This window comes from Bradyrhizobium sp. USDA 372 (assembly GCF_053629095.1).
Genome location: NZ_JBRJHR010000001.1, coordinates 5864596 through 5877329 on the forward strand (window position 1 = coordinate 5864596; position 12734 = coordinate 5877329).

General features: G+C 66.1%; 12 protein-coding genes. 6 read left to right on the top strand and 6 right to left on the bottom strand.

Translation table 11 applies throughout. The features are described from left to right. Positions 1 to 80 precede the first annotated feature (80 nt). A complete protein-coding gene (locus tag AB7M16_RS27420) occupies positions 81 to 791 on the bottom strand; it encodes a Crp/Fnr family transcriptional regulator (RefSeq protein ID WP_172784722.1) in 711 nt (236 codons plus the stop codon). A 129-nt stretch (positions 792 to 920) separates the two neighbouring features. Here AB7M16_RS27420 and AB7M16_RS27425 point away from each other — a divergent pair, with 129 nt between their 5' ends. Next, positions 921 to 2132, top strand: coding sequence for an NnrS family protein (locus tag AB7M16_RS27425; RefSeq protein ID WP_453945604.1), 1212 nt, complete (start codon positions 921 to 923; stop codon positions 2130 to 2132). A gap of 2 nt (positions 2133 to 2134) precedes the next feature. Here the strand turns inward: AB7M16_RS27425 and AB7M16_RS27430 are convergent, their stop codons facing one another. After that, entirely contained in the window at positions 2135 to 3163 is a 1029-nt protein-coding gene (locus AB7M16_RS27430) for an AraC family transcriptional regulator (protein ID WP_453945605.1), read from the bottom strand. Between the two features lie 201 nt (positions 3164 to 3364). On the opposite strand from AB7M16_RS27430, the gene AB7M16_RS27435 reads away from it, so the two are divergent. Together AB7M16_RS27435 and AB7M16_RS27440 are read left to right on the top strand one after the other, a co-directional pair. Then, the gene (locus tag AB7M16_RS27435; RefSeq protein ID WP_172784719.1) at positions 3365 to 3973 is read left to right on the top strand and encodes a response regulator transcription factor; all 609 of its coding nucleotides are present in this window, start codon (positions 3365 to 3367) and stop codon (positions 3971 to 3973) included. A 179-nt stretch (positions 3974 to 4152) separates the two neighbouring features. Continuing rightward, positions 4153 to 5832 carry a mucoidy inhibitor MuiA family protein gene (locus AB7M16_RS27440; protein WP_453945606.1) on the top strand — a complete coding sequence of 560 codons (1680 nt, stop codon included), beginning with the start codon at positions 4153 to 4155 and terminating at the stop codon, positions 5830 to 5832. A 165-nt stretch (positions 5833 to 5997) separates the two neighbouring features. On the opposite strand, the gene AB7M16_RS27445 is transcribed toward AB7M16_RS27440, so the two are convergent. The 4 genes from AB7M16_RS27445 to AB7M16_RS27460 are packed head-to-tail and all read right to left on the bottom strand — an operon-like array spanning position 5998 to position 9051. After that, positions 5998 to 6810 carry a heme ABC transporter ATP-binding protein gene (locus AB7M16_RS27445; RefSeq protein WP_453945607.1) on the bottom strand — a complete coding sequence of 271 codons (813 nt, stop codon included), beginning with the start codon at positions 6808 to 6810 and terminating at the stop codon, positions 5998 to 6000. Next, entirely contained in the window at positions 6807 to 7892 is a 1086-nt protein-coding gene (locus AB7M16_RS27450) for a FecCD family ABC transporter permease (protein WP_453945608.1), read from the bottom strand. Before AB7M16_RS27450 ends, AB7M16_RS27445 begins: the two co-directional genes overlap by 4 nt. Continuing rightward, a complete protein-coding gene (locus AB7M16_RS27455) occupies positions 7889 to 8839 on the bottom strand; it encodes a heme/hemin ABC transporter substrate-binding protein (RefSeq protein WP_453945609.1) in 951 nt (316 codons plus the stop codon). The genes AB7M16_RS27450 and AB7M16_RS27455 overlap by 4 nt, the downstream gene beginning before the upstream one ends. Positions 8840 to 8844: 5 nt before the next feature. Then, entirely contained in the window at positions 8845 to 9051 is a 207-nt protein-coding gene (locus AB7M16_RS27460) for a hemin uptake protein HemP (RefSeq protein ID WP_246504594.1), read from the bottom strand. A gap of 264 nt (positions 9052 to 9315) precedes the next feature. On the opposite strand from AB7M16_RS27460, the gene AB7M16_RS27465 reads away from it, so the two are divergent. The 3 genes from AB7M16_RS27465 (at position 9316) to hutX (ending at position 12723) form a co-directional block, all read left to right on the top strand. Further along, positions 9316 to 11712: a TonB-dependent hemoglobin/transferrin/lactoferrin family receptor gene (locus AB7M16_RS27465; protein WP_453945610.1), complete on the top strand. Its 2397-nt coding sequence runs from the start codon at positions 9316 to 9318 to the stop codon at positions 11710 to 11712. Between the two features lie 136 nt (positions 11713 to 11848). Continuing rightward, positions 11849 to 12184: an antibiotic biosynthesis monooxygenase family protein gene (locus tag AB7M16_RS27470; protein WP_172784714.1), complete on the top strand. Its 336-nt coding sequence runs from the start codon at positions 11849 to 11851 to the stop codon at positions 12182 to 12184. A 29-nt stretch (positions 12185 to 12213) separates the two neighbouring features. Continuing rightward, positions 12214 to 12723 carry a heme utilization cystosolic carrier protein HutX gene (gene hutX, locus AB7M16_RS27475; RefSeq protein ID WP_260382168.1) on the top strand — a complete coding sequence of 170 codons (510 nt, stop codon included), beginning with the start codon at positions 12214 to 12216 and terminating at the stop codon, positions 12721 to 12723. Positions 12724 to 12734 lie beyond the last annotated feature (11 nt).

Consider the following 12734-nt stretch of genomic DNA (forward strand, 5'->3'; position numbering starts at 1 on the left):
CTGATTCCCGGATGAGGGCGCGCTTTCGCCGTAAGCGGAAGCGCGCCTCATCCCTATCTTCAGGGAAGAGGTGTCAGTTCTCACGCCGCGCCGCTGTCGGCGCTCCGCTCCGCCAGCACCACGATCTTGTGCGGCTCGCGCAGGATGATGCGCTGGCGGCCGCTCTCGACGAGGCCCTGGCTCTCCCAGCCGCTCAGGATGCGGCTGACGGTGTGCAGCGTGGTGCCGGTCATCTGCGCGATGTCCTGGCGGCTGATCGGGAAGTCGATCTCGATTCCGTGGTCGAGCTTCTTGCCGGACTGCTTGGCGAGGCGCAGCAGCGCGTGCGCGATGCGTTGCTCGACCTGCTGGGTCGACATTTCCAGGATGCGGGTGTGACTTTCCTGCAGCCGCGTGCCGACGGTCTGCAGCGTGTTGGCGGCGAGCGCCGGAAACCGCTCGACCAGGCGCGGCCAGGCCGAATTCGGCCAGATCAGCACGACGCTGTCGTCGACCGCCATCGCCGTCGCTGGATACCGCGCGGCTCCGATCGCCATTGCGAGCCCGAACGTCTCGCCGGGCGCGACATAGCGCACCACGATCTGCTCGCCGGCCGGCGTGGTCTTGGCCGCGCGGACATGGCCGTGCAGCAGCAGGAAGAAGGACTGCGCGTCCGCCCCCTGCTCGAAGATCGCGCTGTTCTTGGGATAGCGCGCCGAGCGGGCCTCACGCAGGATCTCGTCGAGAGCTTCCGGCGTCATCCCCGCAAACAGGGGCAAATGCGCAACCAGCGATGTGTCGACCTTGGCCATTCTGCCTCCTTGGCATCAGGGAGTGTGATGGCACCTGCAATCGTCAACGAGTTTGCGTTAGCGCAAAACGAGGCGGCCCGGCGGCAGTATTTTTCAAAGTAACGGTCTGAATCGATTGGAGTTGACCCCATGGCTGGCGCCCGATCCCGCAACTTTGCGGGCTGGCCGCTGTTTGCGAACAGCTTTCGCCCCTTTTTCCTGCTCGCCGCAATCCAGGCATCGCTCTCGATTCTGGCCTGGCTGCCGATGTTCTACGGCGAATTGTCGGTGAGCTCCGCGTTCGCGCCGCGCGACTGGCACATCCACGAGATGCTCTACGGCTTCCTGCCGGCTGTCATCACCGGGTTCCTGTTCACCGCCATCCCGAACTGGACCGGGCGCCTGCCGATCCAGGGCGGGCCGCTCGCGGCGTTGCTGACGGTCTGGCTTGCCGGGCGCGTCGTGGTGACGCTGTCGGCGAATACCGGCTGGGCGTTTGCGCTGGTCGTTGATGCGGCGTTCCTGGCATTGGTCGTTGCGGGCGCGACGCGTGAGATCATCGCGGGCGGCAACTGGCGCAACCTGCCCGTGGTGGGGCTGGTGCTGGTTCTGCTCACCGGCAACGTCGCCTTCCACGTCGAAACGCATTTCGAAGGCGCGGCCGACGTCAGCATCCGCGTTGGCATCGGCGTGGTCATTCTGCTGATCGGCCTGATCGGCGGCCGCATCATTCCGAGCTTCACCCGAAACTGGCTGGTCAAGTTCAATCCCGGCCGCCTGCCGGTGCCGTTCGGACGATTTGACGGCGGGGTGATCGGCTTGAGCGCGCTCGCGCTGATCGCGTGGATCGTGGCGCCGCTGAACATGATCACCGGCGTTGCGATGGCGGTGGTTGGCGTGCTGCATCTGGTTCGGCTTGCACGCTGGGCCGGCGATCGCACCACGCGCGAGCGGCTGCTGCTGATCCTGCATGTCGGTTACGTCTTCGTGCCGCTCGGCTTCATCCTGAATGCTGTAGCCGCCTTGGGCGAGCTGCCGCCAAGCGCCGGGATCCACGCCTGGATGGCAGGTGCGGCGGGAACGATGACGCTCGCGGTGATGACCCGCGCGAGCCTCGGCCATACCGGACAGGCGCTGACGGCTTCGCCTGCGATCCAGGGAATCTATGCTGCGATCGTCATCGCGGCCCTGGCCCGCGTCGGTGCCGTCGTGTCGCCCGCGTATAACGATGTGCTGCTGCACATTGCCGCCTGCGGCTGGATCATCGCCTTCCTCGGATTTGCCGTCGCGTTCGGACCGCTGCTCGCCGGCAGCGGGCGACGGGCGCTCGCCACGATGGGCGTGCCCGCTCCCGCGCGCTGAATTCAGGCGGCAGTCGCCGAGGGCTGTGTTGACGGAGGCCGCACGCCCTTGCGCCAATCGGTGATGGTGCAGCCGAAGCGGCCGCGAAACCAGCGCGCCATGGCGCTCTGCGCGGAGAAGCCGAGCTGCACCGCGATGTCGGCCAGAGGCCGGGCGGGATCCTCGATCAGCTGGACCACGAGATCGGCGCGTTGCGCGTCCAGGATGGCCGAGAAGCTTGTGCCCGATGCGGCGAGGCGCCGGTGGATGGTGCGGCGGGTGCAGGCCAGATGCTCGGCGACGCGCTCGACCGTGCAATCGCCGCTGGCGAGCAGGGTGCGTACCACCTCGTCGACCTTCGCCTCCCAGCTGGCCGGCCTGCTCTCGATCGCCTCGATCCGCTTGCGCAAGTAATTCGCGATCAAGGGATGCGCGCTCGGGATCCGGCGCTCCAGGTCGTGCGCCGACAGCAGGATCGCATCGTCATCCGCATTGAAGGTCACCCGGCAGCCGAAGAAGTCGCGGTAGCGCTTGCGGTCGTGCGGCGGCGGGTAATGCAGATGCACTTCCAGCGGCCGCCAATCGCCGCCGAACAGCGACTGGATGATGCGGTGGACGCTGCCGAGCGCCATGTCGATCGACTGCCTCGGCGCGCGCGGCTGCCGGCCGCGCAAATGCAGCGTGATGGTCACGGTCCGTTTGTCGCGCATGACGTCGAGCCGCATGCCGTCATGATGGATGTGGATGAAACGCGAGAACGCCTCGATCGCTTCGCCGACGGTCGCCTGTTCGCGCACGATCAGGCCGACCGCGCCGAAATTGGTGAGGCCGCCGCGCTCGGCGAGACGCAGGCCGAAATCCTCGGCACCGGACGCCGCCGCCGATAATTCGAGCAGGCGGCGCAGGCCGGTGACGGCGATGGGGATGTCCGGCTTGTCGAGGCAGGCCAGCGGCAGCCTGACCTTGCGCATCATCTGGTTGGGGTCGAGCCCGACCGACCGGGCGACCTCGGGGTAATAGCTCAAGCCTGCGCTGCGAATGAGGTCGGTCATGCGACCCGTTCCTGCCAGCCATTCCCGCAGATGTCCCGAAATGTAAAGTTTCTGTCTCAATCCGTCAAATCCGGGAACCGGGTGGCGCATACATAAGAGAAACCGAAGCACTGGCGTGAATGCCGTGCGCACGACGGTGGGGCGCGACGGAGCCTCCGGCCGTCTCGGGCCATTTGACCAAGACATTGCTGGATCGGGACTATGCCGGGGAACATGCTTTCCAAGGGCGAGGTTTTCGTCATCGACACTGACGCCGCCTTCCGCGAACAACTTTCCGCCGCGCTTGAGCAGAGCGCCTATGACGTGATCTGCTTTGCCGATGGCGCGTCTCTGCTCTCGGAAGCCAAGGCCCGGATGCCGGCCTGTGTGCTGCTGGAGATGCCGCCGGATCGCTCCGCTCTCGACGTGCTCAGGCGGTTGCGCGAGGAGAATTGCATGGCGCCGGTGCTGGTGACGTCGGCGAACGGCAGCATTGCCATGGCAGTCGACGCCATCAAGAGCGGCGCGACCGACTTCATCGCAAAGCCGTTCCGGACCCACGACATCGTCGGCCGGATCGATGCCGCCATCGATGAATTCGCGCAACCCGGCGCGATCCGGCAACGCTGGCTGCCGGGCTGCGAACCTCTGACCGCGCGCGAAGCCGATGTGCTCGAGCATCTTGCCGCCGGCCTCACCAACAAGGGAATCGCCCGGCGGATGCATCTGAGCGCGCGGACGGTCGAAGGTTACCGCGCCAGCATCCTGAAGAAAGCCGGCGCCAAGAACGTCACCGATCTGCTCCGGCGCATCTTCGGCCAAGGCTCGTAGACCCAGGCCTGAAGCTGCCGGGATCACCCGAGCGTTCCGCGGCCATGGTGCCGCCGCGGCGGCGCCCCATGGATACCTCAATCGAACCAGTTCCTTCCCTGCCGCGTCCAACCACGATGGCGAGGCATTTCACCGCGCGCGTCCGGCTGGCGGCGCGGCGATACGGCAGGAGGGACTTCATGCGCATCACCGCCAGATATTTGGCAACCACGGGCCTGGTCCTGGTGACCACGGCCCTCGCGTCGCCGTCATGGGCGGCCAACGTGGACGCCACGTCGGCGATCGACACGGTGACCGTCTATCCCGACGGCGCCACCATCACCCGCGTCATTTCCTTGGATCTGGCCTCCGGCGATTCGACGCTGGTCGCCAAGGATTTTCCACTCTCGCTCGATCCGTCGTCCCTCCGCGTCGAAGGCGAGGCGGGCGCCAAGCTCACCATCGGCACGATCGATGCGCGGCCGCCGAAGGCCGCGCCGCCGGTCAACCAGCCCGAGCTCGACAAGCGCCTCGAAGCGCTGAGGGATCAACGGGCCGACCTGCAGGGTGCGATCGACTCGGCCAATGCCCGGCGCAAGTTCGCGCAGCATTTTGCAGAAGCTTCGCCGGCCGGCCTCGGCGAGAAGGGCGAGGCGCGCCCGATCACCGAATGGCGCGCGGCTTTTGCCGCAATTGCCGAGGAGGTCGCGACCGCCGACAGCGCAATTCGCGATGCGACGCGAAAACAGCGCGCGCTCGACCGCCAGATCGCGGAATTGGAAGCCGAGCGCTCGGCCAAGCCGCCGAGCAAGCTGGAAGTGCGGATCGACGTCGCCTCGGCCGCTGCGACCAAGGCGACGCTGCGGGTGACCTATGCCGTGCGCAACGCACGCTGGGTGCCGCTCTACGACGCCCGGCTCGACACCGGCGCCAGGGATCGCAAGCCGCAGCTCGAACTGGTTCGTCGCGCCGAGGTGACGCAATCCACCGGCGAGGACTGGTCGAACGTGACGCTCGGCGTCTCCACGACCCGCATCAGCCGCGGCGGCAGTGCCCCGGAGCTGCATTCGCTGATCGCGCAATATCCACAAGTGCCGAAGCCGCTGGCGGCAGGTTCGGTCTCCGATCTGGCGCGACCCGCGCCAATGACGCGCCAGGCGCAATCGCCGGCCATGGCCAAGATCGCAGAGGCGGCCGAGTCGCGCGAGCGGGCGGACGAACAGCAGGCCATCGCCGAGATCGGCGACTTCCAGGCGACCTTCAGGATTCCCGGCCGCGTCAGCCTCGGCGCCGCCGAGGGCGCCAAGAGCCTCCGCATCGCTTCGGTGAACGTGCCCGCCGATCTCGCGGTGCGCGCCGCGCCGGTGCTGGATCCGACCGCGTTCCTCGAAGCCAGCTTCAAGCAGACCGACGACACGACGCTGCTGCCGGGCAAGGTCGCGATCTACCGCGACGGCACCTTCGTCGGCCGCGGCAAGATCACGGCGTCCGCCAAGGACGACATCGTGCGGCTCGGCTTCGGCGCCGACGACAAGGTCAAGATCGAGCGCGCCGTGCTCAAGCGCAACGAAGGTTCGGCCGGCCTCTTGGTCACGACGTCGAAGACCGACGAGCGTTCGTTCAAGACCACGATCCGCAACGGCCATGATTTCCCGATTCGCGTCGCGATCGAGGATCAGCTGCCGGTCAGCGAGAACGAGGACATCGTCGTCGAGTTGCTGCCCTCGAGCACCCAGCCGACCGCAACCAACATCCGCGACAAGCGCGGCGTGCTGGAATGGTCGTTCGACGCCAAGCCCGGCGAGGCCCGCGACATCAACTTCGCCTGGCGTGTCCGCTGGCCGAAGGACAAGAGCATGGTGATCGTGCCGGCGGGGTAGGAGCCTGAGGCGCGCAGCCCTCTTACCTCTCCCCGCTTGCGGGGAGAGGTCGGATCGCTCTTGCGGTCCGGGTGAGGGGGTACAGGTCCGTCGACCATCTCGCGTGTGAGAGAGGCCCCTCACCCCAACCCTCTCCCCGTAAGAACGGGGCGAGGGAGCGCAGCTTCACCGCGGCGGCAGCTCAGCTTGCCCCGCAGCCCGCATCGACTGCGGCAGCACATACGGCACGCCGTCGGCCTGATGCACGAGCGCGTCGATCTCGAAAATATCCCGGATCCTTTCGCGTGTGACGACATCGGCGCGCGGGCCGTCCGCGGCGAGCCTGCCGCCGGCCAGCACGACCAGTCGGTCGGCAAAGCGGATCGCGAGATTGAGATCGTGCAGGATCGCGATCACGGCGGTGCCGGCAGCCGCTCGGCGGCGCGCTGCTTCGACGAGGTCGATCTGGTGGCGCAGATCGAGGCTCGAGGTCGGCTCGTCTAGCAGCAGAAGCCCGGGGCCGTGCTCGGCCTCGCCGCAGGCGAGCTGCACCAGCACGCGGGCGAAATGAGCGCGCTGCTGCTCGCCGCCTGACAACGTCGGCAATTGCCGCTCGCGGAAATGCGACAGGCCGACCTCGTCCAGCGCGGCGTCGACGAGTGGGCCGGCATCACGCAAGCTGCGCTCGCCCGCGCCCATCAGCACGATCTCCTCGACGGTGAAGGGAAAGGTGACGTTGATGTGCTGGGACAGCATGGCACGGCGCGCGGCGAGCTCGCGCGGCGTGAAGCTGCCGATGTCGCGCTGCTTGAGCCGCACCTCGCCGGCGCTCGGACGGAGATCGCCGGAGAGCAGCCGTAGCAGCGTCGACTTGCCGGCGCCGTTCGGGCCGATGATGGCGACCATCTCGCCGGCCGCGACCGTCAGGCCGACGCCGTCGAGCAATGTCGCGCGGCCGGCGCGCTTGCCCAAGTGTCGTGCCTCGAGCACCGCTGTCATAGCGCTGCGAGCCCGCGCTGCCGCAGCAGGATGAAAAGAAAGACGGGTGCGCCGACGGCCGCGGTCAGGATGCCGATCGGCATCTCCGCCGGCGCCACGATGGTGCGTGCCAGCGTGTCGGCGCCGACCATCAGGATCGCGCCTGATAGCACCGAGGCCGGCAGCAGCAGGCGATGCGCCGGGCCGATGACGAGACGGAGCAGGTGTGGCACCACGATGCCGACGAAGCCGATGACGCCGCTGATCGACACCGCGACGCCGGTCATGGCCGAGACGATCACGATCGAGATCCGCTTCAGGCGCTCGACATCGACGCCGCCGTGAAAGGCATCGGCCTCGCCGAGCACCAGCAGGTCGAGACCGCGGGCGATGAAGGCGCAGGCCGCTAGTCCGGCAATGAGGACCGGCGCGAGCACGGCGGCCTTGGTCCACGTCGCGCCGCTCATCGAGCCCAGCATCCAGAACGTAATGTCGCGCAGCTGGCGATCGTCGGCGATGAAAACCAGCAGCCCGATGCCCGCATTGGCGATCGCGGTGATGGCGACGCCGGCGAGCAGGAAGATCGCGATCGAGGTGCGCCCCGAGCGACTGGAGATGCCGTAGAGGATTGCGGTGGTCGCCAGCGAGCCCGCGAAGGCCGCCAGCGGCAACAGCTCGGTCTGGAGAAAGCGCAGCGCCTCGCCGAAGCGGGAGTCGGTGAAGACGATCGCGCTTGCGGCCGCGAGCGCGCCGCCGCTGGAGACACCGACCAGGGCGGGATCGGCGAGTGGGTTGCGGAACAGCCCCTGCATGATCGCGCCGGCCGCGGCAAGCAGGCCGCCGATCATCGCAGCCGCCGCGATCCGGGGGATGCGGATCGACAACAGCACGAGCTGGTCGCGTGCCGTCATGGCCGTGCTTTCGCCGGCCAAGCCCAGCGCGGCAGGCAGCCGGGAGAGCGGGATGCCGGCGGCGCCGACCGTCAGGGCGGCGATCGCGGTGATCACCAGCACCACGAGCAGAAGGGGAATCGCGAACGATGCGGCCCGCCGTCCCGCGCGGCGTCGCGCCCTCCGTGCTTCGATGCCGACGGCCGCGCTCATTGCCGGCAATTCGCCGTCGACAGCGCCGACGTGAATGCGCCGCCCGCAGCCAGGGCCGGGTAGAGCTTGACCGAGAGATCGCGCGCCGCCGCCGCGGTGCGCGGCCCGAAGCCGAGTAGATAGAGCCCATCCATGGTGATGAAGCTTTTGTTGGCCGCGACCGGCGTCAGCGCAAAGCCGGGGTGCGTGTAGACTGCATCGGCCTGCAGCGATTCCTTGCCGCGCTCGATCGACAGCACGACATCGGGCTTTGCGGCCACGATCGCCTCGTCGCCGATGATCTTGTAGCCGTTGTAATCGTCGACCGCGTTGGCCGCGCCCGCCAGCTGGATGATCTCGTCGGCCGCGGTCTTGTGGCCCGCTACCATCGCCCGCCCGTTCTGGAGCGACATCACGAACATCACGCGCACCGGCTTCGTCACCTTGGCGCGCAGCGCGCGGAGCTGCGCAAGATCGGCGCCGACCGCGGCGCTGAGACATTCGGCACGCGCATCGACGCCCATGGCGTGGCCGACCAGCTTGATCTTCGCAATCAGGCCTTCCTCGGAGAAGGTCTCGGGCACCAGCACCAGCGGCACCTTCGCCGTCTCCAGGATGTCCATGGTCTCGCGCGGGCCCGAGCCCTGGATCGCCAGGATCAGCGTCGGGTTGAGACCGAGCACGCCCTCGGCCGAGATCTGGCGCATATAGCCGACATTGGGTTTGTCGTGCAGCGCCGCCGCCGGATAGAGGCTCGTGGTGTCGACGCCGACCAGCCGGCTTTCCAATCCCAGCGCATAGAGGATCTCGGTGATGGCGCCGCCGATCGACACCGTGCGGGCAAAATCGGCAACAGTGACGTCGCGATTGCGCGCGTCATGCACGGTGATGCCCGCGGCGTGCGCAGCAGACGCGAACGCGATTCCACCGGAGAGCAGAAGACTGGCGAGGGTGCGGCAAGATGTCATTGCAATTACTTCGTCAGGATCAGCTTGTTCTGCGAGGTCAGGCGGAGACGATAACTGTCCTCGCCATGCGCAATGATGATCTCGCGCTCGGCGGCAAACAGCTCGCGGCTGTCGATGCGGCTCCCGCGCATGGTGAGCGTTCGCGTTGTTGCAGAAGGGCTTTGTGCCGGCCCTGCCGCGCTGCCGCTGCTGTCTCCTGATGTTGCTGACATGGTCGGTGTGATACGCTTTCGAAAACTTGGAGTACCGCCCGTTTGTATAGGCGGCGCCAAGCGCATTCCAACGTTCGCAGTTTACAATCGATATAAACTGCAACCTGATGTCATTGACCGTCAGAGTGTTGCCACGTAACCATTTCTGGCAGCGGGGAACTTGCCCCGCCTCTCGAGACAATCAGCCAGCCAGTCGCTCGCGTTGCGAGCGCACGCCAGCCAGACGACATCAAAAACTAAAGTGAAGTGCAGGCTGGGGCTGATATGGCTGACGGGGCTAGGTATGCGCGCGCCGTGATTTTGGGCGCGTCGGTGGTTTCAATTGCGGCAATGACGGCGGAAGGCAGTCTCGCGCAGACCGCATCGCCGCAGAGTGAAAACGCGTCCTCCGAACGACCGAAACAGGCCAAGCGCAAGCCTGCGAAGCCGCAAGTCGCACAGCAGCCGACGCCTGACGCCCTGAATGCGCGCGCCCAGGCTGGCAGCACGGCACCCGTTCAGGTGCTCGACACGATCACGGCTGCGGCGACCAAGACGGAAGAGCGCGCCGTCGACGCGCTGGCGCCGGTCAGTGTCGTGTCGTCCGAGCAGATCGAAGCCCGCCAAGCCAGCAACATCGGCGATCTCATATACAACTTGCCCGGCGTCTGGGTTCAGAATCGCGGCGATGATCCGGCCACCTCGATCAACATCCGCGGCCTCCAGGATTTCGGCCGCGTTGCCGTCGTGGTCGACGGCGCGCGGCAGAACTACCAGCGCACCGGTCACTTCGCCAATGGTTCGTTCTTCCTCAATCCGGAATTGATCAGCGGCATCGACATCGTGCGCGGGCCGACCGCGAACATCTACGGCTCCGGTGCGATCGGCGGCGTGGCCTCGTTCCGCACCAAGGACATCGAGGACGTTGTCCGCGTGGGAGAGCGCTGGGGCGTCGACGTGAAAACCATCCTCGGCAGCAACTACGGACGCGCACTCGGATCCGCCTTTGGCGGTGTTCACGTCAATCCCAATGTCGACGTGTTCGCAGGGGGTACCTATTCGACGCAGGAGAGCTACAAGGACGGCACCGGCTTTGAGGTCGCCAACACCGGCAATCGGCTCAGCAGCGGCATCGCCAAGCTGACGGTGCGGCCGGCGGACGGCCACGAGGTCAAGCTCGGCGCCATCTTCCAGGAGGACATCTTCAGTGTAGGCCAGCCGCCCCGGCGCGCGGGCGATCCCAATTCGACCAATGCGAACGGCACAAACAATCTGAGCGGTACGTCCATCTACGCGTCCAACGTGAAGAATTACACCACGACGCTCGGTTGGAAATACGCGCAGCCGGACGATCAGTGGTTCGACTGGGATGCCAAGATCTACTGGAATCGCACCGAGAACGACCAGATCAAGACCAGGCACACCACTGCGACGCCCTCCGTTTATTGCGGCGGCGTGCCCGGCAACGCCGTCTCGGGATGCATCGGGAGCAATCGCGGATACCTGCTCGATACGATCGGCATCGATGTGCACAACACGACGCGCTTCGAAACGGGAAGCTGGCGCCACGCGGTGACTTACGGTCTGGATGCGTTCCAGGACAAGGTGTCATCTCAAGACAGGACCGGTACATCCGAGGTCACGACCCCCGGCGGTCAGCGCACAGTATCGGGCGGCTTCGTGCAGTGGAGGGCGAACTACACCTCGATGCTCGAGGTGATCGGTGCGCTCCGTTACGACAATTATCAGCTTTCCTCGGCGTCGTCGTCGTCGGGCGGCGATCGCCTCTCGCCGAAGATCACCGTTGCTCTCGTTCCGACCGCGGTGGTGACTCCCTATGCCAGCTACGCGGAAGGCTATCGGGCGCCCTCGATCACGGAGACGCTGGTGAGCGGGCCACATGCCGGCGCGACGGTCAACGACTCGTTCTTCCGTTGTCCGTCGGGCACGCCGGGACCGGGCGCGGATTCGACCTTCTGCTTCGTGCCCAATCCAAACCTGCGCCCCGAGATCGGCAAGAACAAGGAGATCGGCTTCAACGTCAAGAAGAACGATCTCTTCACGGCGGGCGACACGCTGCGCGGCAAGATCAACGTGTTCCGCAACGACATCAGCGACTTCATCGATCAGGTCGCTTACGGAAACCCGCTCGTGGTCCCGACCGGGCCGCCACCGGCACCGTCGATCACGGTGCTCCCGTTCCTGCAGTATCAGAACGTGGCGTCCGCGCTTATTCAAGGCGTCGAGGCCGAGGCGATGTATGACGCGAACCTGTGGTTCTTCGGCCTCTCCGGGACCTATCAGAGCGGAAAGAATCTCCAGACCGGCTTCGGCCTCTACAGCATTCCGCCGCAGAAGATCACGACGACGGCCGGCGTGCGTCTGCTCGACCGCACCCTCATCCTTTCGATGATGTGGACGTCGGCAATCGCCAACTACGACATCCCCAGGACCTACATGCCGGCGACGTCGTACGATCTCGTCAATCTTTACGCGCAGTATCACCCGACGCGCGATCTCACGCTCAACTTCTCGGTCGAGAACCTCTTCAACCGCTACTATCGGCCGTACGCCATTCCGGTCGGTAGCACGGGTGACACGCAAAACGACGTGAAGTGGGCGAGCGCCGGTGCCGGGCTCGTGATCAAGGGAGGTCTCAAGTACCACTTTGGCGGCACCTGAGGGAGACACCGGAGGTTCTCTCCAGGGATGCCGAGCTGATCTCGAAAGCCACGCTGATGCGTCAGCGTGGCTTTCGATCCGTCATGAAATATCCGATCGGCAATTGCCGATCTACAAGTCACAGGAGAAAAGTCGAATGTTCATCGCCATGAATCGTTTCCAGGTGAAGCCCGGCTCGGAAACCGCGTTCGAAACCGTCTGGCGGACCCGCGAGTCCTATCTCGGCAGCATGGCGGGCTTCGTCGAATTCCATCTGCTCAAGGGGCCGGTCGCCGAGGACCACACGCTGTATTCCTCGCATACCGTGTGGGTCGACAAGGCGGCCTTCGAGGCCTGGACGCGCTCGGAGGAATTCCGCCGCGCTCATGCGCGCGCCGACAACAAGACCGGCGAGAGCCTCTATCTCGGTCATCCGAAGTTTGAAGGCTTCGAGGTCATCATGACCGAGCGCAAGGCGAGCGCGGCGGCCTGATCGCGGCCGATCACGAAAGGAAGCCGGACATGCTGAGCACCGAACTCGCCGATCTCAAGGCGTACATGGCCGACAATCCCGGCGCGGTGGTCGAGGACGTTGCGCGCGAGCGCAAGGTCACCCCGCGCGCGGTGATCGAGGCGCTGCCGCCGTCCATGGTGCGCATGGGAGGCGGCGAGCATTTCGCCGCCGCCATGCAGGACATTTCGGAATGGGGCGAGGTGACGCTGATCGTGCACACCGATGACGCGATCTTCGAGTTCACGGGATCGATCCCTGCGGGCGAGGTCGGCCGCGGCTATTTCAACCTGATGCAGCCGAAGGGCCTGCACGGTCATCTCCGCCACGAGCGCTGCGCAGGAATTGCCTTCGTCGAGCGGCCCTTCATGGGCAAGGTGTCGGCCTTCGTCGCCTTCGTGAACGCCGACGGCGGCATCATGTTCAAGGTCTTCGTCGGCCGCGACGAGACGAGGGCGCTGCGGGCGGATCAGCTGGCACGGTTCCGGCAGCTTGCGGACCGGATCGCGCCCGCACTCTAGTTTGCTTCAAC